Below are 22,928 nucleotides of genomic sequence, written 5' to 3' on the forward strand. Positions count from 1 at the left end.
TGCATATAAAAAATCCTGTCGGTAATTTCTCACCAACAGGATTTGTCGAACAACCACAAAAGCCTGGTCGTTTCTATTCATTCAATCGTTATTTTTCTAATGCTTCCACTAATAATTCCACTTGTTTATCTAATTCAGATTTATCTTCATCTGTTAGAATTAAAACACCTGTTTGGAATCCTGATTCAATATGAAGTCCCACTGTTTTTTCTAGTGGCGTCATACGCATTTTAGTAGCTAATTCTGTTAGAGCACGTAAAACATTTGCTCCACCAGAATGTCCTGCTGCACTACTGAACGCAATTAATTTGCTATCAATGTAAGCCGGAGGTGCATAAGAAGTAATATCTAATGAACGAGACATCCAGTCTAAACCATTTTTTAAACTTCCTGGTAAACTTCCGTTATATTCAGGAGATACAATCCAAACAGCTTGAGACGCTTCAAAATCTCCACGATACTCTTCTACAATAGCAGGAGCGGGAAATTCAATATCTTGACTGAAAAATGGTACATCTTTAAAACTAATTTGTTTTGTTTGATAGCCTTTTTCAACTAATTTTTCTTGTACATAATCAATAATAGTTTGGTTAAAAGATTCTTTTCTTAATGAACCATTAATGAATAATACTTGTTTTGACATTGCAAACTCTCCTTCTATTTATTAACGTTTTTTCTTTAATTTTTTCAATTTATTTTGTTTTTGACGACGAGCATATTGTTGCATAGCAATTTGACCTAATTTATTACGGCCTCCACCCATGCCCAATTGTCCCATCATCGATTCCATTGCTTGCATATTTCCATTTGACATTTGATTCATCATTTTTTTAGATTCATTAAATTGTTTAATCAAACGGTTTACTTCTGCTAATGGACGAGCTGAACCTGCTGCAATTCTTTTACGTCTTGCTTGAGATAAAATATCTGGATTTTCACGTTCTGCTGGTGTCATTGATAAGACAATAGCTTTCATACGTGCTGTATCTTTTGGATCCACTTTTAAATCATTTAATCCTGGAATTTTATTTAACCCTGGAATCATTTTTAAGATATCTTCCAAAGGTCCCATTTTATTCACTTGATCTAATTGGTCGATAAAATCATTAAAGTCAAATGTATTAGCTTTAATTTTATCTGCCATTTCTTGAGCTTTTGCTTCATCAAAATCTTGTTGAGCTTTTTCAATTAAAGTCATGATATCGCCCATACCAAGAATACGAGAAGCCATACGTTCAGGGTAAAAAATTTCGAAATCTTCTAATTTTTCTCCACGACCAGAGAATTTAATTGGTTTTCCTGTTACAGAACGAATCGATAAAGCCGCACCACCACGAGTGTCCCCATCTAATTTTGTTAAAATAACCCCAGTAATATCTAAACGTTCATTAAATGTTTCAGCAACATTCACAGCATCTTGCCCTGTCATTGCATCGACAACTAATAAGATTTCATTTGGATTCGCAACAGCTTTAATGTTTTGTAATTCTTCCATTAAAGCTTCATCGATATGTAAACGACCTGCCGTATCGATGATGACTAAATCACGACCTTCAATCGTTGCTCGTTCAATTGCTTGTCTAGCAATCTCAACAGGATTAACATCTGTTCCTAATGAGAATACTGGATAATTTAATTGTTTTCCTAACGTTTGTAATTGATCAATAGCGGCTGGACGGTATACGTCGGCTGCTACTAATAATGGACGTTTGTTTTCATGTTTAGCTAAAAATGAAGCTAATTTACCAGCAGTTGTTGTTTTACCTGCCCCTTGTAAACCGACCATCATCACAACAGTAGGTGGCTTAGGTGAAAATTGGAATGGAGCTTGTTCTCCCCCCATTAATTCGGTTAATTCTTCATTAACAATTTTTACAACTTGTTGTGCTGGAGATAAAGCTTCTAATACATTAGAACCTAATGCACGTTCATTTACTTTTCGTACAAAATCTTTTACAACTTTGAAGTTAACGTCTGCTTCTAATAACGCTAAACGAACTTCACGCATCATTTGTTTTAAATCAGCTTCGGTAATTTTTCCTTTTTTTGTTACCGAACCCATCGCATTTTGCAAGCGATCTGATAATCCTTCAAATGCCATTTTCTCACTCCTCAATCAGGCTATTTATTCATTTCTTGTAAGTCTGTCATCAATTGTTGCAATTGATGATCATTTGGATAATGTTCTTTGATATGCTGTTCAATTCCATCATAGATAGCTTGTCTTTTATAAAAATCATTTACTAAATGTAATTCTTGTTCATAATCTTCTAATAATTGAGCAGATCGTCGAATATTATCATATACGGCTTGTCGACTAACCTCGAATTCTTCTGCAATTTCTCCAAGAGAATAATCTTCCCCGTAATATAATTCCATATATCCTAGTTGTTTTTCAGTCAAAAGTTTGCCATAAAATTCTAACAACAAATTCATCTGAGTTGTCTTTTCAATTTCCATTGCCATCCTCCTGTCCTTAAACTCACTTTCTAATTATAACAAAAACTAGCGTTTATGCCAATTGCAATGAAAATTAGAACTATTTTTCAGCTTCTAAAATTTGAGCTATTTTTTCAAACGTGTTTCCATTTCGAATCGTAATCATTTTATAAAAATTTTGCTTTAATAACTGTTTATGGTAAGTTGTCTTTAAATACTCTGCTTCATCAAATTTCCCCCAAAATACAGCATGATTTCCTATATGGACAATCTCATTATGAAAGTTTGCTTGGCTAAGAAACTCTAGTATAGAACTTTTATCTAATTGATAAGAAAAAAATAATACATCTCTTCTTGCCAACTCTTCATTCCACCACTCTGGTAAGTTTTCTTTTTCATTTAAATATTCTTCTTTCGTCAGTAAAGCAAAAGGAATTGAAAACTCATAATGACTTTCTAGCAAATCTTTGATTTTGCAAATACAAGTATCAAGTGTTTCAGTACTACTAAAAAATAAATTCCCACTATTAATATAGGAATGAACATTTTGAAAATTTAAGCTTTCTAATAATGCTTTCAATTCACTCATTACTACTTTATTCTTACCACCAACATTTATTCCACGTAACAAAAGAATGTATCTCACTATAAAGTCTCCTTCATTTAATCATTTTACAATCACATGAATGATTATACGACAAAAATCAAATTATTAGTATGAAACAATATCCTTTGTTTGATACTAAATCATACAAATACAATTTTTTAGTGCCTTCTAGATTAATAAATTTATGAACAAAACGTTTCTCCTCTAATAAATTTTCTATTTGATTTTGTTTTTCTTTTAATTCTTCATTCTTTTTACTTTCTATATTTAAGATATTTCTAAATTCTTTTTGGTAAATCGCTTCAAGATTACTATCCTCATTATTAAAGTTAATCTCACCTTCTACAGAAAAGGAATAAATATCAAACTTGTCGTTGCCAAATCCTCTCTCACTTTTATACTCCAATTTTATATTTTGCACAGGAGCCTGTAATTCAGAAAGCTCATTTCTATTGTTCTGGGCAAAATGATTAAACGCAAAAATACAGGCAACTAATATCAATATAAGAATAATACTCTTTTTCATTGAATATCCACCTCATTTTAAAGTTCAAAATTTTTTCTTTCCAATTATACGATGAATCTAAGTTTAAATCTGTTAATTTCTATATTTTTGATACTTTAAATAAAATAAAAAAGCCAACAAAATTTACTTTTTTTTTAGAAAAAGCAAATCTCATTGGCTAGATTAATTAAATAATAACTAGTTAAATACACACGATGAATTATATTACTCTTAATTTTTTATTAATTTGCTACTTCTAAATGTAATTCTTCATGTGTTCCAGCAACTAATTTGTGATTTTTATCAAAACCATCTATACGAACTAAAACCTTTTTTCCTTTCCATTCATTTGGAATGAATAACTGATTTCTAAATTCATATATAGAATTTCTTTCTTTTCCATTTATTATTCTAGATAACCCAACAGAAAAATCTTTCTTTAACAAAATTTTACCATTTTCATTGTAAAACGTATATTCCAAACTATTAATTCTATTTTTTATTTCATAATGATTATCCGGATATTTTTTCAACTCATCTCTTTTATTTTGAATAGGCGTTACTACCCCATTAAAGAAAATATTATGATTTGCTTTAACTAACACACCATCAGTTAAATCTATATCAGTTTCAGCCTTTTTAGCTACTTCGTCTATTTCAATTTTATCTTTTCCATCCAAATCAACACGTGTAAGTTGTAATTTATCTTCTTTTCTAAATGGTACTATTTTACTTCGTTTACCATTAACAACAATATCTCCTAAATTATAATAATAATATTTTATTCTTTCGTCATTATTTATTACTTGTTGTTCTTCTAATGTTCCAATTTCAACATTATTTGTAGCACTATTTTCTGAAACATTATACACAATGAATTGAGACAAACCTGACTGATATTCTAATAAATCTGCTAATCTCCATTTAGGTAAGATTTCTGCAAATAAATTTTTCCCATTAAATTCAGCTAAATAATTTGATGGACTCCAATATCCTGGAAATGGATCTAAAAATATTTCAGAAGATTCATTGTTTGCAAACTCTTTAACATTATCAAAATGCTCTGATGGACTAAATCTAGCTAAAATTCTTTTTTCAGCATGATTTATCTGTATAGCTTTCGATTGATTCGCCTTCACTTTACCAACTTTATCTTTTAGTAATACTTCTAAACGATATTCACCCTTAGTGATACCTTCTAACTTAGAAATATCCAGATCATTACTATAAATGCCACCATGAAAAACAGCTGTAAAAGATTTATCAGATAAAACTGCTTTTAAACTAGGTTCAGTAAATAATCCCATATTTCTTTTTGGAATTTCAATATCAGGCATCATAGAATTTAACAATTCTTTTCTATCCTTTCCATAATATGATAATAATGGATAATCTACATATTGAATTCCTGAATTTTTCTTAACTTTAACTGTTCTAATTGGAATATTATAAAAATTAGGATATAAATTAATTTCTAATTCATCACCCTCATTAACCGGTAAATTTAAATTACCCATGATGTAAAAATCTCTACCTGGAGCAATTCTTTCTTGTTTAACAGAAGGTACTGTAATTTCTAATTTATTTTCACTTGCATTAACAAACTGCGGAAAAACTAAAATCATTAATATTGAAAATATTACCACGCTATATTTTTTCATTTTAAATCATCTTCTTTCAAAAGTTAATTTGCTGTAATAATATGACAACTCTTTCCTAATTTTTCATTATTATGTTGAATACTCTCAACTACCTCTTTACCAAAATTTATATCTGAAACTACAAAATCAAATTCACTCATTTGCGCTAATTGAAGAAAACCTTGTTTTGGATATTTTTTTTCATCTACCATCAATATATTTTGTTCAGCATGTTCCATCATTTTTCTTTGTAACAAAATATCTTGTTCATAATAACCAGTTACCATTAAATCTCTACTCAAAGCAGCACCAGATATAAAAGTTTTATTTACATACACTTTTTCCAAAAAATCCATCGCCATAAATCCATTTGTTGAATGTTGTGAAAAATCTATCCATCCACCAACAAAAAGGACTTTAGAACTAACTTCCTCTTTTTCTAATAAAACTACTATACTAAGTGAGTTAGTTACTATTGTTAAACTATTTAATATTTCTTTTTTTTGACATAATTCTTGTACTAGAGCCAAACAGGTAGTACTACTTTCTAAGAAAATAGTATCTCCAAATTCAATTAATTTGCTAGCTTCTTTACCAATTTTTATTTTCTTTGAAGTGCTAATCTTAACACGGTAATCAAATGGAAAATAACTTGTTTTTTTCCCTTTTAAAACCACACCACCATGTGTTTGTATAATTTTATCTTCATCTGCCAACTGTTTTAAATCTTTTCGTATCGTCTCAGCAGAGACAGCTAATTCATTTGCTAAATTTTGAATGGTAGATATTGGGACTTCTGATAAAATTTTCAATATTTCTTCTTGTCTTTTTTGTACTTTCATAATGACTCCTCAAAACAGAAATTATTGTATTCCGTTTCTATTATTTCTTTTAATTGTTCTTTTTCTAAATTATTTAAAAAGCTAGCATTTAATGCATTAATTGTCAATTGATATAAATCATTTAAATTTAATTCAGAACAATAATTATTTAATAATTCAAATTCTTGTGATAATGAAGTGTTTGAAACTGTTCTATTATCCGTATTGATTGTCACTAGTAGTTTTTCTTTACGATAAAATGTATCAAACGGATAATCATTCCAATTTTTACTTGCTTTAGTTTGTATATTGCATTTTGGGCACATTTCCAAAGTAATATCTCTTTCTCGGATTAATGAAACTATTTCTTCGCTTTTTTTTGCTGCTATCCCATGACCAATTCTTTTAGCACCAGTTAAAATAGCATCTCGAATATTATCAAAATTACCAGTCTCTCCTGCATGAATTGTGAATGGAATTTCTAAATCTTTAATAAATGCTAATTGTTTTAAATACATCTTTGTAGGATATTTACTTTCATTTCCTGCTAAATCCAATCCTACAATTTTATCCCGAAATTGATTCGCTAATTCTATGACTTGATTATTTATCGATTCTTCTCTTCCTCTCATAAGACATAAAATAATACCAATTTTCAAAGGATATTTATCTTTCATTTTATTAACTGCCTCAATTACCGCCTCTACAACTTGCTTCATTGTAAACTTATCATTAGACAAATGATATGGGGAAAATCTTAATTCTAAATAAATTATATTTTCTTCAATAGCTTGTCTACAAATATCTTCAATAGCTAAAAAAATTAAAGTGGAATTTTTCAAACATTTTGTTAGCCATTCAAAACAACTTAAATATTCAGTTAAATCTTGACAAATTTCAGGAGCTATTATCTTATTTAAAATTTCATCTTTAGTTGCATTGATTCCTAATAATTTTACATTTTCATACACTTGTAATCCACTTACTGATCCATCTAAATGACAATGTAATTCAACTTTAGGGAATTTTTTTATTGTAAGAATATCGAATTTATTCATTTTGTTTCATCTCTTCATTAATATGAAGTAATTTTTTTCCTATTTCAAAACTATACTTCAATGAAAGTAAATATAAATCTTCTGGAATATTGACTAGAAAACGATGGATTTCAAAATTAAACAAACCATCGTAGTTTACATTTCTCAATCCTTCCATTATTTCCTTCCAATTACTTTTGCCCATGTAAGGTAATAGATGTATATCTTTAACATTTAAATAATCAGAAACATGTAAAACTTTCAAACGATTTCCTATTAATTTCATACACTCAATTTGATTCATTTCCATAATTGCTGCATGTTCCACATCAAAACAAATTCCTAATCCATTAACGGAATCAACTAAATCTATTAACTCTTCAATTGATGTACAATATAATCTTTTGGGTGCAATATGCAGATCCCACATATTCTCAACTGCAATTTTCACATTATGCTTAGAAGCAAAACTTACTAGTTTCTTAAAATAGTCAATATTATTCAGCTTTGATTTATGAATATAATCAGGAACTGAAAAATCAGTTGATGGATGTACAACTAACCATTCTACTCCTAAAATTTCTGCACCAATAATACATTTTTCAGTTAGATCTTTATAAAGTTTATGATCAATATTTGGATTACAGAAATCATAAACAACTGAATGTCCTTGTTTAAATTTTATATCTAATTCATCTGCTAATTTTCTTAAAGATTTAAAGTAATTTTTCCAATTTTCTGTAAAAATTGGACTATCAAATCGTGTTAAATCATGAAAACAGAAATCTAAAATTTTATATCCTGCTTTACTACATAATTTTATTGTTCTCTCAATATCTGTATCATATCCATTTTTTCGTTCAAATATTACGTTTGTAGAAATTGATAATTCCATATTTTCACCCCTTTAAGAAAGTTCTTAATATTTCTAAAAACTCAACTACTCCCTCTTCACCACAATTTTCAGTAACAAGATTACTACTTTCTTTAATTTCTTGAGTAGCATTCTGTACTGCTACACCAATTCCAACATTCTTCAACAATTTTAAATCATTTTCATTATCTCCAATTGCAATTACTTCATCTAAGGATACATTCATATGTCCTATTATTTGTTTAATACCTGTTAGTTTATTTACTCCTTTTGGGACAATTTCTGCACCAAAATCCCCGTAATAAGTAATATCTACCTCATCTTTAATTGCATCTAATTGATTTTTAAGTAATGAAATTGATTTATTAGATAAAATATTCAGCTTTAAAATTTTTAACTTATCCCATTCTTCATTTTTTATACTCCTAATAGGATAATAATTTCCTCTTTTTTGTCTTTTTAACGCTGATTCTTTAGTTTCCCTTAAACAATACTCAATACCATCAAACGAATACAATATCGTATCATCTAATATTTCCGCTAAATTTATTACTTCTTTCAATATCCTTATAGAAAACATTTTTTTAAACAAGAATTTTTCATTCTGATATATACAACCACCATTGCATGCAACAAATGGCAAATCACTATTAATTTGAGAAACCAAAGGCATAATTTTGTATGGAAGTCTACCAGATGCAAAGGTAAATTGAACTCCTAAATCTTTTAAATCTTTAACTATTTCAACAAATTTCTCAGATAACATTCTATTAGTATTCATTAATGTTCCATCAATATCACAACTAATTAATTTTATATTTTTGTATTTATCTTCTATCATAAAAGGAGGGTTCAATTCAATTTTCTTTAAACTGAACCCCTCCTCCTCTCTAATTATTAATTATTTACACGATTATATTCAGAAAGTGCATCATTGCTTTTCTTGATAATTTCATCTTTTGCTTCATCTTTACTAATATTACCTTGTGCAAAACGTTTCATTACATCTTTAATAATATCATTCACTTCCCAATTGACTAGATCAAATGGTTCTTGAGACATTGGACTTGCATTTTTCATTTGTTCTAATGCAACTTTATAATTTGGATTTTCTTCATAAAATTTCATCATTTCAGGTAATTTTTCTGTATTAATATTAACAGGAATATAACCTGTCGCTTTAGACCATTCAGCTTGAACTTTTGGTGAAGTTGCGTAAGAAATAAAATCCCAAGCTGCAGACAAACGATTAGCATCATCATGGCTATATAATACTAAAGAACTACCTCCAATACTTGCACCACTGGTATCATCTTTTGACACTTTAGGTATAAATGATGTTTTCCATTCAAATGAATCTCCAACTAATTTTTTAATTGCTCCCAATCGAGCAGAAGATAACAATACCATTGAATTTAATCCTGTAGAAAATTCTTCATTAGCATTATCTTCTGTAAATTTATAATTTCCTGTCTCAATAACTTTTTGCCATTCAGTTAAAAATTTATCTAAACTACCATCTTCTCCCATTACATATTTTGTCATTCGTGAAGCACGTCCACCTTCATTATCACCAACAAAGTTTTTATCAGATTGACTGACAACAAAATTTACTAATTGATATCGAGCAATCTCTGAATTAAACCCATTTTTACCATCCATTGATTTTAATTTTTTTGTGACTTCTGCTAATTCATCAATCGTTTTTGGAGGCTCAGTAACTCCTACCGATTTAAGCGCATTCATATTTGAATACAATAAAAGAGTAGAAGCATTCATTGGAACTCCTATTACATTTTTTTCATAAGTAAAAGCTCTTAATAAATGTGGATAAAAATCATCTTGTTTCAGTGTATTATTTTTTTGTTCAAAAATATGACTTGCAGGAATAATTTCCGGTAATGCAGAGATTCCAGGAATATCACTTCCGACAGTCTGAATTACATCTGGAGCATTTTCCATATCCTTAGTAGAAGATGCTAATTTTACTTTACTAGCAATTTTTGTATCTTGAAATACTGCGGTAACTTTAATTCCTTTTTCTTTTCCTTGGGTTTCATTATAACTATTCACAATTCTTTCTATTGCTTCTCCATTACTTCCCTTCATTGCATGCCAAAAAGTAATTTCTGTAGGTTTAATATTATCTACTAATTGAGTAGTTGAACTGTTCTCTAAAACTTTCGTTGTAGTAGTATCTTCTGAAACTTGACTACATCCGACTAACCCAAACATACTAAAAATTGTTGCTAATAATATTTTCTTTTTCATATTAATACTCCTTTTCTTTTTTTACATTTTTATAACTAATACTCCTTTCTAATTTATTAGTTATTTTAATATGTTTAAATTTTATCCCTTAACTCCTCCAGCCATCATTCCTTTTTTAATATATCTTTGGAATATAATAAATATGATTGCTGAAGGTAAAACAATAATAATTGCTGCAGCCATTACAATTCCATGAGGACTGGCATCTGGAAAATTTAACAAAGTTACGGCAACTTGAGCAGTTCTCATTTGATTTCTATTAGTTACTAATAAAGGCCACAAATATTGATTCCATACTCCTACAAAAGAAGAAATAAATGTTGTTATAAATACAGGTTTTGAGGATGGAATTAAAATTTTTCTAAAAAACATAAAATTTGTACATCCATCAATTAAAGCAGCTTCTCTAACTGATTTAGAATAAGATAAAAAATATTGACGCATTACAAAAATATTAACCATAGTTACAAAAAATACAACCATCATACCTAAATAAGTATTTACAAGTCCTAGTTTAGCAACAGTACTATAATTTTTAATAATCAATAAATCACTAGGTATCATCATTGTTCCAATAAAAAATAGAAATAAAAATTTTTTACCTCTGAATTCAAAAAATGAGAAAGCAAAAGCTGCAGTACTAGCTGTAAATAATCTAACTGTTGTTGCACCTAATGTCATTACTAATGAATTTAACAAATACCTTAATAATGGAGCTTTAGTAAATGCTTGAACATAGTTTTCAATAGTCCATCGCTTTGGAAATAAATGGACTGTAGTGGATAAAATTTCTTCCGCAGGCATAAAAGATACACATATTGCGTAAATAACAGGGAATATTACGATTAAACCAATTACTAAACTAAATAACTGATAACTTAATACACTTATCTTTTTCATACGTAATGTACCCCTTTCTTCTCATAAATAAAGCTGATCAATACAAATATAAATGTTAAAACAAATCCTATTACTGAAGCAGCATATCCAACATTATAATTCTGATTTAAAATTGAATTTTTATAAATAAAAGATACAATTGTTTCTGTTTTACCATCAGGTCCGCCTTGTGTTAGTATCAATGTTAATCCACTAGCAATCATTTCTTTAGCAATTGAAGAAACTATTAAAAATAGCATAGTAGGTGAAATACACGGTAATATAATCTGATATAGTCTTACCCATCTATTAGCACCATCCATTTTAGCGCTTTCAAGAATTTCTTCAGGAATATTTCTTATTGCAGTCAATAAGAATAAAAAATTAAATCCGATATTAAGCCAAACTTCCATAGCAATTAATGCAGGTAACGCTGTCAAAGATTCTCTTAACCAATTAATTTCTAGTCCAAGTGTTCTATTTACAATACCTAGTGTTGGATTCAACATTAATTGAAAAATAACAGCCATAACTGACAATGACATTGCCATTGGTAATGAAAATAACGCTTCATATACAGGTGACAATTTAGTTTTTTCTCTAGCAATTAATGCTAAAATCAGTCCTACAATCAAAGAAAAAGGAATTGTACAAGCTGCGAATATAATTGTATTTTTTATAGCTTGTAAAAATACAGGATTCGTTAAAATTTTTCTATAATTTTCTAACCCAACAAAGTTTTTTCTTAAACCAGCAGCATTAACAATATAAGTACTATTAATGACATTTTGCAAAAAAGGATAGTATGTAAATGTCAATATTACTATTAATGCTGGTAATAAATATAGATATGGTTCAACTTTTTGAAATAATCTTTTGTTAAAAAAACTTGATACCATAATACTTCCCCCTAGTTAAAACGTGCCATTTTTTCAAATAAATCGTTCATTAGATTGTCTCTATTGACATTATAAACATACTTTATAAAATGTCTTCTCGGATCATTACTATAATAATGATTTTCTTGCATAATAGGACTATTTACTAATTTATCTAACATAAATTCTCCATCTAACAACCAGGCAACCGGAACCACATCCCATATTGCTCTAGACCAAACTTTACCACCATAAGTAATTCTTGCTTCTTCTGCTGTCTTTTCAATCATATAATCACAAAAATCATTCTTACCTTTTAGCCAATATTCCAACTCTGGACCCGTAGTTGTAAAATGATCAATAACTCCTTTCCCTGGAAATTGTACTAACGGTACATGTGCATCTAATAAAACTTGTGCTGCAATGACATCTTGACCTGAATTGAATGAACGATTATCATGCCAATCATAACTTAATCCTCCAAGCCATAAAATTACTATTCTATCTACAATCGTTTTATCTTTAATAATAGCTGATGCTATATTCGTTGCTGCTGCTATTCCAATAACATATAATGGATTCTCTTTAGTATATGATTTTGAACGTTCAACCAAATCATTTACAGCATCACAATCACAATAAGTTACATTATTTTCTAAAAATTGAGTTGAACCTTTAAAGGTGACATCGTGGAATCTGGTTTCTTTCATTAAATCATACACTTTAAATATTTCTTCAAAACTTCTTTCCATTCCATCTTTAGGCCCTGATGAATGATGATTATCAAAAGGAGCTGCATAAACCGCTTTCAAATTTAACTTTTCTGAAGATTGAATTAAATAAGCTAAAGCAAATTGATCATCTATTTCATTAAAAGCGTCCGTATCTAACACAACATCCACTTTTCCTTTGGGTTTTTCCAATCTTTTTATCAAGTCTACATTAATATTTACCATAAATAATCCCTCCTTAAGTTCTTACATGTGAAGTATAACACTAATTTTGGAAAAAAACAATATTTAAATTGTTTTTTTCCAACTTTTCTTATTATTAAAAAGCGTCAGACTCTCCTCTAACGCTTTTCGTAGTTTTTGATTAATTTTTCAATTTCTTCTAGTGATTTTACAAAATAGATTTGATTTCTATCTTCCTGACTTAGTAAGTTTGTCGTTACCATGTGATTGAAAAAAGCCTCTAAATGATCATAATAGCCTTCCATATTGTAGAAAATACAAATTCCATTCGTTTGACCGACTCTTATCCATGAAACGACTTCTGCAATTTCTTCTAGTGTTCCTGGTCCTCCGGGAAGTGCAATATATACTTCACTTAATTCAATCATTTTGTTTTTACGTTGTGACATCGTTTCAACAATATGAAGTTTTGTAATATCTTTTTTAGCAATTTCTCGCTCTACAAAAAATTTTGGCATGATACCAATAACTTCTCCACCAGTTTGCATAACAGCTGAAGCAACAACTCCCATTAAACCAGTATTTCCTCCACCGTATACAAGTGTGTGGTTATTCTTCGCTATCCAGTTCCCTAGTTCTTCTGTTCTTTCATCAAAAGTTGAATCATTACTCTGACTAGCGGCACAATAAACTGCAATATTCATACATTCTCCTTATAAAAAAGTGTCGTAAAATCTTACGACTCGATTATTATTATTTAAATGCTGCAATAATTTCTTCAGCAATATCTTTTGAACAGATAACCCCTGTAGTCTTTTTGTTTGGTACTAAGAAGTCAACTTCTTTTCCATCTACTGTACTATAGTGTAAATCTAATTCTTTTGCAATTACCATACCAGCAGCAATATCCCATGGTGCTAATAATGTTGATACATAAGCGACAGATTTTCCTAATACTACTTGGATATGTTCAATTGAAGAAGCTCCATAAGTACGAGTGACCATTGCTTTACGAATCATTGATGCTTCTTTTTCATTTGCTTCTAATAACATAAATCCATTTACGTTAATAGAGCTATCACCAATGCTATGAACTTCAGGTTTAGATAAACGACGTCCATTGCAATAAGCACCGTAATCTTTAATACCATAAACAAAACGGTCACGCATAACATCATAAATGTAACCTAATAAACCAACGCCATCTTTATATAAGGCAACCATAATCCCAAAATCTTCTTGACGTTTTACAAAGTTTAATGTGCCATCGATTGGATCGATTAACCATACATATCCGTCCATTGAAGTTAATTCGTCACCGAATCCTTCTTCTCCCATAATTTTATGTGTTGGGAATTGTTCACGAATTTTTGAAATTAAAAATTGCTCGATTTCTTTATCAACATTTGTTACTAAGTCATTACGACTAGTTTTTGTATCAACTGTAATTGATTCACCAAAGCTATGACGAATTTTATTTCCAGCCTCCATAATCCAATCGTTAACTAATAAATGTGTTGCAAATAAATCCATAACTAACATCCTTTCTATTGTTCCATTTTAATTCTTTTTGAAGTATTTTTACTCATTTGAACCACGCGATATAAACTATATCCAGAAACCGATTCAAATTCTTTACCAAGTCTCTTTTCCTCGCCGATACTTTTTACAATAGTTTTGAAATCTTTATATCGTTTGATAAATACTTCAGTTTCAATTCCACGTTCATAAGCATCTTCTACAGCATTCCATAATGCAATGACCGTTGACATTTCTTGGTGAGTCCAATCCAAGTCTAATGGATAACTATAATTTGCCAAATGAGTTCCTCCTCAAAAAAGTATACAATTCAGTATACACCTTTTTCCTGAAAATAAAAAGGTATATCCTTCATTTGCTAGTCTAAGTTAATGCGAATATTCTTCCATTTTCCTGACTTAAATCGGAACAAGATAATAAGCCAACGAATAAATTGGTCAATAAATACCGCATACCAAGCTCCTGCTAGACCAAGGTAAAATATATTGACAAATACATAACCTAAACTAACTCGAATTAGCACTGACCCTACAAAAATGGCAATCAAAGGCCAAACAGTATCCCCTGCTCCTCTTAGTGCACCAGAAGTAATTAATTGATGACTTTGGAACGGTTGAACAAATGCTACAATTGTTAAGGCAATCATTGTATTTCTAATAATTTCAGTGTCTGTGGAGTAAAATTCTGCTAAAGTTTTCGAACCGAAAAAGATAAATAGTGACATCCCGATGGCAATCACAAAACCTATTCGTTGACACATTCTTGTATACATTCTTGCTAATTGTTCATTTTTCGCTCCAAGAGATTGCCCCATTAAAGTGGAAGCTGTAATCCCAAAAGCTTGGGCAGGTGAATAAGTTAGATTTAAAATATTTAATGAAATTTGATGCGCCGCATAAACATTTGTCCCCAAGCCAGAAACAATATTTAAAAATGAAATAATCCCCACTCTTAATGCTAATTGTTCTAAAGCTGTCGGCAATCCGATTCGAATTAAATCTTTCATCATTTCAAAACGAAATTCAAATTTTTCCTTAAAATCTAAATATAAAACACTCTTTTTAGATAACACATACCTTAAGTTTAATGACATCGCAATGACATTACTTAATGCTGTTGAAATCGCTGCTCCAGTTACTCCAAGCACTGGAAAACCAAATAAACCATAAATTAATACAGCATTCCCAAGTACATTCAAACTATTCGCAATTAAATTATTACGCATCGGAATTTTTGTTTCACCAATTCCACGCAAAGCGGCAGTCATCGTAAATGAAAAGGATTGAAAAATAAATCCAAGCATAATCACTCTAAAATATCCTGACCCAACTTCAATAACAGAAGAATCTGCCCCTAAAAAGGATAATACATAGGGAGCTAATACAATCATTAACATTGAAATAGGAAGCACAAATCCTACCATTGCTAGTAACATGACGTGTTTTAATACTAAACTAATATTTTTATATTTCTTCGCTCCATAATAACGAGCAATGATGGCTGTTCCCCCAACATTTAATGCTTGTACAAAACTCAATCCTAAGAAAACGGGTTGGTTCGTCATTCCAACAGCAGATACTGCTTGAGCTGCATGTTCTGAAATACGACCTACCATCATCATATCGACCATTCCAAATAAAGAGCCTAATAACACTTCAATAAAAACAGGCCATACAATATGAAAAATATTCATTCTTAATTCCGTTTTATTAAACTTCTGATCTATAATTTCTTCCATGCCATCTCTCCTTCTTTAAAAAGTACTTTCTATTTTATACCTATTAGGAATGTTACGCAACTCAAAATGTTCTAGAAACACAAAAAAGACCGAGAAAACTCGGTCTTCTTAACATCATCTAGATTAAATATGAATTGGCATACCTAATGCTAATTCAGCTGTATCCATAATTACTTCAGCTAATGATGGATGTGAGTGGATTGTTAATGCGATATCTTCTGCATTCATACCAGCTTCAACAGCTAAACCTAATTCAGCGATTAAGTCACTTGCACCAACGCCGGCAACTTGTGCACCAACGATTACGTTGTCATCTTTTGTTGTAATTAAACGAACAAAACCTTCTGTTGCATTTAATGAAATAGCACGACCATTTCCTGCTAGAGGGAATTTAGAAGCTTTCACTTTTAATCCAGCATCTTTAGCTTGTTGTTGAGTATAACCAACAGAAGCTAATTCTGGATCAGTGAAGGCAACAGCTGGCATTGCACGATAGTCAACAGCAACTGGTTTACCTGAAATTGCTTCAGCAGCAACTTTTCCTTCGTAACTTGCTTTATGAGCTAATGCTGCACCAGGAACGATATCCCCGATTGCAAAAATGTTTTTAATATTTGTACGTCCTTGGTTGTCTACTTTTACTAAACCACGTTCAGTCATTTCAACACCTACAACGTCTAATCCTAATTCATCAGTGTTTGGACGGCGTCCTACAGCAACCATTACGTAATCAGCAACAATTGATTGTTCTTTACCATCTACTTCGAATTTAACGGTTACGCTATCTCCATTATCAACAGCTTCTTTAGCCATTGCAGAAGTAATAACTGTAACACCTTTTTTAGCGAAATCATCTTCAACTAATTTCACCATGTCTTTATCAAACATAGAAAGAATGCTTGGAGCACCTTCTAAAATTGTTACTTCAGAACCTAAGTTAGCATAAGCTCCACCTAATTCTGAACCGATAACTCCACCACCGATAACAACTAATTTTTTAGGAACATCTTTTAATCCTAAACCACCAGTTGAGTCGATGACACGTCCACCAAATTTGAAGCCTTTAATTTCGATTGGACGGCTACCAGTTGCAACAATTGCATGGTTGAATGAATATGTTTGAGCAGAATCTTCTGTCACAACACGTAATGTGTGGTCATCTACTAAGAAAGCTTCCCCACGAATAATTTCAACTTTATTTTTCTTTAATAAGTATTCGATACCAGAAGTTAATTTTTTAACTACTTGGTTATCTTTCCATTCTTGAGTTTTTGCAAAATCTAATACTACTTCTTTTGCAGTTACTCCGAAAACTTCAGAATGTTGAGCTTCTTGATAATGATGTCCTGCAGAAATTAATGCTTTAGATGGAATACATCCAACGTTTAAACACACACCACCAATATATTCTTTTTCAATAATCGCAACTTTTTGTCCTTCTTGCGCTGCACGAATTGCAGCAACGTAACCACCAGGGCCGGCACCAATTACGACTGTATCTAGTTCAATAGCGAAATCGCCTACTACCATCTTTTTCACCTCTTAAAAGTTTTCAATAGTGATACGACGTAGACCGAAGGGTTTACGTCGTACTACTAGTTTATAATTAAGCTTCCATTAATAATAACTCTGGATCAGCTAATAAACGTTTTAATTCGTTCATTGCTTTTTGAGCAGTAGCTCCGTCCACGATACGGTGGTCGAAACTTAATGATAATTTCATGTTACGTCCGATTACAATTTCATCGTTTTCGTTAATAACTGGTTCACGAACGATTGTACCTACACCTAAGATAGCTACTTCAGGGTAGTTAATAACTGGTGTGAACCAGCCGCCACCTACTGAACCAATATTTGAAATTGTAATTGTTCCGTGTCCCATATCAGCTGCAGTTAATTTACCTTCGTGAGCTTTAGCTGCTAATGCATTGATTTCATCAGCAATTCCAAACATGCTCTTAGTATTTGCATCTTTAATATTTGGAACGAATAATCCTAAATCTGTATCAGTTGCAATACCGATATTGATGTAGTTTTTGTAAACAATTTCTTGTGTAGCGTCATCAATTGAAGCATTTAATACTGGGAATTTCTTCATTGCTACTGCTAATGCTTTAACAACATATGGTAAGAATGTTAATTTAGTACCTTGTGCTGCAGCAACATCTTTGAATTTCTTACGGTGATCCCATAATTTAGAAACTTCAACTTGATCATGTAATGTTACGTGAGGAGCTGTATGTTTGCTATTTACCATAGCTTTAGAAATTGCTTTACGCATTGGAGTTAATTTCACACGTTCTTCACGTTCTGCTGAACCTACAAATGGTTTAGCTGGTTCTGCTTTAGCAGCTGGAGCCGCTGGTGCTGGTGCTGAAGCAGGTGCTGCCGCTTGAGCTGCTGGTGCTGCTTCTACTGCAGGAGCTGCAACTGGTGCTCCACCGAAGTTATCGATATCTTCACGAGTTACACGTCCACCTTTACCAGTTGGAACAACTACTGTGATATCAATACCTTTTTCGCGTGCATATTGACGTACTGAAGGCATTGCTAATACTAATTTACCAGGATTGCTTGCTGCTGGAACTCCTGTTGGTTGTGCTGGAGCCGCTGGTGCCGCTGCTGGAGCTGGACTAGCTGCTGGAGCCGCTGGTGCTGATGGCGCTGCAACTGGTGCAACTCCTTCTGCTGCGATTTCAACAATAACATCCCCTACACGAGCTACTGTTCCTTCAGATACTAAAACTGCAGTAATTGTTCCACTTACTGGAGATGGAATTTCTTCTACAGATTTGTCATTTTGTACTTCAAATAAAATATCATCTTCAGCGATTGTATCGCCTACTTTAACATCAATTTTAACGATTTCACCTTCTGCAATTCCTTCACCGATATCTGGTAATTTGAATTGGAAGACACCTGCTGCTGGAGCCGCTGGCGCACTTGCTGCTGGACTAGCTGCTGGAGCTGCTTCTGCTGGACCTGAACCATCATCGATAACAACGATAATGTCTCCAACACGAGCTACTGTTCCTTCTTGAACTCTAACTTCTAATACTTTACCACTTACTGGAGATGGAATTTCCTCTACAGATTTGTCGTTTTGTACTTCGAATAAAATATCATCTTCTTGGATTGTGTCACCGACTTTAATGTCGATTTTTACGATTTCGCCTTCTGCGATACCTTCACCGATATCAGGCATTTTAAATTGGAAAGCCATGCTTGTACATCCCTTCTTAATTTTTACTTAAATATTCTAAAGAGCAAATCACCTTTGAAGGGCTTTTTGCTCTTTAGTGAATGGTTTACGAATTAAAAATTATAAGTTTCGCGAACTTTTGCTTCAATATCACTTGCATTTGGTAACCAGTCATTTTCTGCTTGACCAAATGGGAAAATTGTATCTGGTGCTGCAACACGTCCAATTGGAGCTTGTAAGTGTAAAATAGCACGTTCTGAAATTTCAGACATTACCATTGCGCCGATACCTGCTTGACGTTGAGCTTCTTGTACAACTACAACACGTCCAGTTTTTTGAACAGATGCTAAAATTGTATCTAAGTCTAATGGAGAAACTGTACGTAAGTCGATAACTTCTACAGAAATGCCTTCTTTTTCTAAGTTTTCAGCTGCTTTAACTGATTCACGAACCATAGCACCGTAAGTAATAATAGAAACATCTGTACCTTCACGAGTTACAGCTGCTTTTCCTAATGGAACTGTATAGCTTTCTTCTGGCACTTCTTCACGGAATGAACGGTATAATTTCATATGTTCTAAGTAAACAACTGGATCGTTGTCACGAATCGCTGAAATTAATAAACCTTTTGCATCATATGGGTTTGAAGGAATAACGACTTTCAAACCTGGTGATTGTGCTACTAAACCTTCTAAGTTATCTGAGTGTAATTCTGGTGTGTGAACCCCTCCACCAAATGGTGAACGAAATACGATAGGCATTTGACGAGTTCCACCCATACGGTAACGGTAACGAGCTGCTTGAGCAACAACACTATCCATTACTTCAAATACGAATCCAAAGAATTGGATTTCTGGAACTGGACGGTAACCTTCTAATGCTAAACCGATAGCTAAACCACCAATACCTGATTCTGCTAAAGGAGTGTTAAATACACGGTCTTCTCCAAATTCATCTTGAAGTCCTTGAGTTGCACGGAAAACTCCTCCGTTTTTACCAACGTCTTCACCGAAAATTAGGACATTTTCATCACGTTTTAATTCTAAAGCCAATGCATCCGTAATGGCTTGAATCATTGTCATTTGTGCCATAATTATTTATTCTCCTTTGCTTCAAAGTAATCAAGTTGTTCTTGGATAACGTTTGTTGGTTCTTCAAACATTGTCTTCAAGAAGAATGAAACTTTTTGTTTTGGTTGTTTATCAGCTTCTTTGATTGCTTCTTTAATTTCTTCTTTAGTTGCTTCAATAACTTCATTTTCTTTTTCTTCAGACCATAAGCCTTTAGCTGTTAAGTAGTTACGGAAACGAATTAATGGGTCTTTTTTAGCCCATGCATCTTGAATTCCTTCTGGTTGATAACGAGTTGGATCATCCCCTGATAATGTATGAGGACCATAACGGAAACAGATTGTTTCGATTAATACAGGACCATTTCCTGCAACTGCATATTCACGAGCTTTTTTAGTTACGGCATAAACTGCTAATGGGTCCATACCATCTACTTGAATACCTGGAATACCAGCAGCAACAGCTTTTTGTGCTAAAGTTGTAGCAGCTGTTTGTAATTCACGAGGAGTTGAGATAGCCCATCCATTATTTTGAATGAAGAAGATAGCAGGTGATTTGTATGCACCAGCATAGTTAATTCCTTCATAGAAGTCCCCTTGTGAAGATCCACCGTCACCTGTATAAGTAACAGCTACATTTTTCTTACCACGTTTTTGTAATCCTAATGCAACACCTGCTGCTTGAACATATTGTGCACCAATGATGATTTGTGGTGGTACTGCTTTTAATGATTCTGGATACATGTTCCCTGCAACATGTCCACGAGACCATAAGAATGCTTGTGATAATGGTAAACCATGTTTTACTAATTGAGGTACATCACGGTAACCTGGTAATAATACATCACCTTTATCAATTGCTTTAATTGAAGCTAATTGTGAAGCTTCTTGACCTGCTGTTGGAGCGTAGAAACCTAAACGTCCTTGACGGTTTAACGCTGTTGAACGTTCATGTAAAATACGTGACCATACCATATCAGTCATTAATTCGACTAATTCATCATCAGATAAATCTGGTACTAAATCTGGATTTACAACTTTTCCTTCTTCATCTAATACTTGAACCATTTCAAAATTCAAGTTATCTGGTGTGAAAAGCGCATCGAGATCGAATTTTTTCTTCGTTGCCATACTTTTTGTTTCCCCTTTTCTTTAAGAAATTGTGCTTCATAACAAAAATGAAGAAACAGAATTTTATTTCTGTATCATTTCTATTATTTTCATATACTAATTTACCATGCTTTTTTTAGTTATGCAAGTAATTAAGTTCGAGTTTTATTTTTTATTTTTTGTGAACTATATTACAATTATTTGTTTATAAATAAAGTATTTATTTATGTTTTTTTGTGCAAAATATTTATCAATTTTCATTTCAAATGAAAAAAGTTGGAAAATATATCTTTTATTCTGTGTTATATGGTGTTACTAAAACTGTACTAATATTTTTAAAACAGTTTAACTTGCTCAAATAAATAATTCGTCTGTTCAAACTGAGAACTAGTAAGTCCAATTAAACGAATGGATTCATTATTATACTCTTCCATTAATAGGTGATAAGCTGCTAAAGCTAATTTTTCTTTACTCTGGACATAGTTTTCTAATGTCTTGCTTCTTGTTTTAGTTTCAAAATCGCTTTGTTTTAATTTTATTGTTATTGTTTTAGCTGCTAGTTTATTTTTCTTTAACCAGTTAGATATTTGTTCTGAGAATTGCTCTATATATTTCTGTAGTACTTCTTCATCTGTAGTATCTTCTAATAAAGTTTCTTCTTTACCGTAAGATTTTCTTTCCCGATACAATGTTAATTGATCATTGGACTTTCCTCTTACTTGTCGATATAGTGCTTCTCCTTGCTTTCCGAAATGTTCTATTAAAAACTCTTTAGAACAATTCAGAATATCCTCTCCCGTGAATAAATTTTTCTGATGTAATTTTTTTGCCGTAGCATGTCCTACTCCAAAAAATTTTTCAACAGGTAATCTTTTAATAAATTCTGGAAATGATTCTTGATCAATTACTGTAATTCCAGCTGGTTTTCTTTGCCTAGAAGCAATTTTCGCTAAAAATTTATTAAATGACACACCAACTGAACAAGTTAATCCTACTTCTTTATAGATAGCTTCTTGGATTTCTCTAGCAATCATTGTTGCAGAAGTTTGATTTTTTGAATTCTCTGTAACATCTAAAAAAGCTTCGTCAATCGACATCGGTTCTACTAATGGAGTATATCTATGAAAAATTTCTCGAATTTGTAAACTTAATTGTCGATATCTTTCAAAATTCGGAGGAACAATAATGGCTTTGGGACATAATCGGATGGCTTTACTCGTCGGCATTGCAGATCGTACTCCAAATGCTCTTGCTTCATAAGAACAAGTTGCCACTACTCCACGTTGATTGACTTTCCCACCAACGATAATCGGTTTTCCTCTTAATTGCGGATGATCCATTTGTTCCACTGATGCAAAAAAGGCATCCATATCAATATGTAATATTTTACGCATTCGTTTCCTCC

General features: G+C 31.8%; 23 protein-coding genes. All 23 read right to left on the reverse strand.

Features of this window, described 5'->3' with window-relative positions:
• Positions 1-88: 88 nt before the first annotated feature.
• On the reverse strand, positions 89-643 hold the full coding sequence (locus tag RYK07_RS03270) for an NADPH-dependent FMN reductase (protein ID WP_314852383.1): 555 nt from the start codon (positions 641-643) through the stop codon (positions 89-91).
• Between the two features lie 21 nt (positions 644-664).
• Positions 665-2,101, reverse strand: coding sequence for a signal recognition particle protein (ffh, locus tag RYK07_RS03275; RefSeq protein WP_314112167.1), 1,437 nt, complete (start codon positions 2,099-2,101; stop codon positions 665-667).
• 20 nt (positions 2,102-2,121) lie between these two features.
• Positions 2,122-2,460: a putative DNA-binding protein gene (locus tag RYK07_RS03280; protein WP_006702459.1), complete on the reverse strand. Its 339-nt coding sequence runs from the start codon at positions 2,458-2,460 to the stop codon at positions 2,122-2,124.
• A gap of 79 nt (positions 2,461-2,539) precedes the next feature.
• Complete coding sequence (locus RYK07_RS03285) at positions 2,540-3,085, reverse strand: DUF1697 domain-containing protein (protein ID WP_314852384.1); 546 nt, start codon at positions 3,083-3,085, stop codon at positions 2,540-2,542.
• A gap of 58 nt (positions 3,086-3,143) precedes the next feature.
• Positions 3,144-3,572: a hypothetical protein gene (locus tag RYK07_RS03290; RefSeq protein WP_314852385.1), complete on the reverse strand. Its 429-nt coding sequence runs from the start codon at positions 3,570-3,572 to the stop codon at positions 3,144-3,146.
• A gap of 221 nt (positions 3,573-3,793) precedes the next feature.
• Positions 3,794-5,212, reverse strand: coding sequence for a hypothetical protein (locus tag RYK07_RS03295; protein ID WP_314852386.1), 1,419 nt, complete (start codon positions 5,210-5,212; stop codon positions 3,794-3,796).
• Positions 5,213-5,235: 23 nt separating this feature from the next.
• Entirely contained in the window at positions 5,236-6,033 is a 798-nt protein-coding gene (locus RYK07_RS03300) for a DeoR/GlpR family DNA-binding transcription regulator (RefSeq protein WP_314852387.1), read from the reverse strand.
• Positions 6,030-7,070, reverse strand: a complete 1,041-nt coding sequence (add, locus tag RYK07_RS03305) for an adenosine deaminase (protein ID WP_314852388.1) — start codon at positions 7,068-7,070, stop codon at positions 6,030-6,032. Before add ends, RYK07_RS03300 begins: the two co-directional genes overlap by 4 nt.
• The gene (locus RYK07_RS03310) at positions 7,063-7,944 is read right to left on the reverse strand and encodes a sugar phosphate isomerase/epimerase family protein (protein ID WP_314852389.1); all 882 of its coding nucleotides are present in this window, start codon (positions 7,942-7,944) and stop codon (positions 7,063-7,065) included. The genes add and RYK07_RS03310 overlap by 8 nt, the downstream gene beginning before the upstream one ends.
• Before the next feature lie 4 nt (positions 7,945-7,948).
• Positions 7,949-8,764: an HAD family hydrolase gene (locus tag RYK07_RS03315; RefSeq protein WP_314852390.1), complete on the reverse strand. Its 816-nt coding sequence runs from the start codon at positions 8,762-8,764 to the stop codon at positions 7,949-7,951.
• 56 nt (positions 8,765-8,820) lie between these two features.
• Positions 8,821-10,194 carry an extracellular solute-binding protein gene (locus tag RYK07_RS03320; protein ID WP_314852391.1) on the reverse strand — a complete coding sequence of 458 codons (1,374 nt, stop codon included), beginning with the start codon at positions 10,192-10,194 and terminating at the stop codon, positions 8,821-8,823.
• Positions 10,195-10,275: 81 nt separating this feature from the next.
• The gene (locus RYK07_RS03325) at positions 10,276-11,094 is read right to left on the reverse strand and encodes a carbohydrate ABC transporter permease (protein ID WP_314852393.1); all 819 of its coding nucleotides are present in this window, start codon (positions 11,092-11,094) and stop codon (positions 10,276-10,278) included.
• Positions 11,091-11,972, reverse strand: coding sequence for a sugar ABC transporter permease (locus RYK07_RS03330; protein WP_314852394.1), 882 nt, complete (start codon positions 11,970-11,972; stop codon positions 11,091-11,093). The genes RYK07_RS03325 and RYK07_RS03330 overlap by 4 nt, the downstream gene beginning before the upstream one ends.
• 11 nt (positions 11,973-11,983) lie before the next feature.
• Positions 11,984-12,907 carry a nucleoside hydrolase gene (locus RYK07_RS03335; RefSeq protein ID WP_314852395.1) on the reverse strand — a complete coding sequence of 308 codons (924 nt, stop codon included), beginning with the start codon at positions 12,905-12,907 and terminating at the stop codon, positions 11,984-11,986.
• Positions 12,908-13,023: 116 nt separating this feature from the next.
• Positions 13,024-13,569, reverse strand: coding sequence for a TIGR00730 family Rossman fold protein (locus tag RYK07_RS03340; protein ID WP_314852396.1), 546 nt, complete (start codon positions 13,567-13,569; stop codon positions 13,024-13,026).
• A gap of 49 nt (positions 13,570-13,618) precedes the next feature.
• Positions 13,619-14,398 carry an inositol monophosphatase family protein gene (locus RYK07_RS03345; protein ID WP_314680334.1) on the reverse strand — a complete coding sequence of 260 codons (780 nt, stop codon included), beginning with the start codon at positions 14,396-14,398 and terminating at the stop codon, positions 13,619-13,621.
• Positions 14,399-14,412: 14 nt separating this feature from the next.
• Positions 14,413-14,685, reverse strand: a complete 273-nt coding sequence (locus RYK07_RS03350; RefSeq protein ID WP_314680335.1) for a UPF0223 family protein — start codon at positions 14,683-14,685, stop codon at positions 14,413-14,415.
• A 77-nt stretch (positions 14,686-14,762) separates the two neighbouring features.
• Positions 14,763-16,142, reverse strand: a complete 1,380-nt coding sequence (locus tag RYK07_RS03355) for an MATE family efflux transporter (RefSeq protein ID WP_314852397.1) — start codon at positions 16,140-16,142, stop codon at positions 14,763-14,765.
• Positions 16,143-16,265: 123 nt separating this feature from the next.
• The gene (gene lpdA / locus RYK07_RS03360; protein WP_314680337.1) at positions 16,266-17,672 is read right to left on the reverse strand and encodes a dihydrolipoyl dehydrogenase; all 1,407 of its coding nucleotides are present in this window, start codon (positions 17,670-17,672) and stop codon (positions 16,266-16,268) included.
• 76 nt (positions 17,673-17,748) lie between these two features.
• Positions 17,749-19,365 (reverse strand): 2-oxo acid dehydrogenase subunit E2, encoded by a 1,617-nt coding sequence (locus RYK07_RS03365; RefSeq protein ID WP_314852399.1) that lies wholly within the window; start codon positions 19,363-19,365, stop codon positions 17,749-17,751.
• A gap of 92 nt (positions 19,366-19,457) precedes the next feature.
• Positions 19,458-20,435 carry an alpha-ketoacid dehydrogenase subunit beta gene (locus RYK07_RS03370; protein ID WP_006702450.1) on the reverse strand — a complete coding sequence of 326 codons (978 nt, stop codon included), beginning with the start codon at positions 20,433-20,435 and terminating at the stop codon, positions 19,458-19,460.
• A gap of 2 nt (positions 20,436-20,437) precedes the next feature.
• Positions 20,438-21,544, reverse strand: a complete 1,107-nt coding sequence (gene pdhA / locus RYK07_RS03375; RefSeq protein ID WP_314353775.1) for a pyruvate dehydrogenase (acetyl-transferring) E1 component subunit alpha — start codon at positions 21,542-21,544, stop codon at positions 20,438-20,440.
• Between the two features lie 314 nt (positions 21,545-21,858).
• A complete protein-coding gene (gene dinB, locus RYK07_RS03380; protein ID WP_314852400.1) occupies positions 21,859-22,917 on the reverse strand; it encodes a DNA polymerase IV in 1,059 nt (352 codons plus the stop codon).
• Positions 22,918-22,928: the final 11 nt, after the last annotated feature.

It is taken from the genome of uncultured Granulicatella sp. (assembly GCF_963528315.1).
Lineage (GTDB): Bacteria > Bacillota > Bacilli > Lactobacillales > Aerococcaceae > Granulicatella.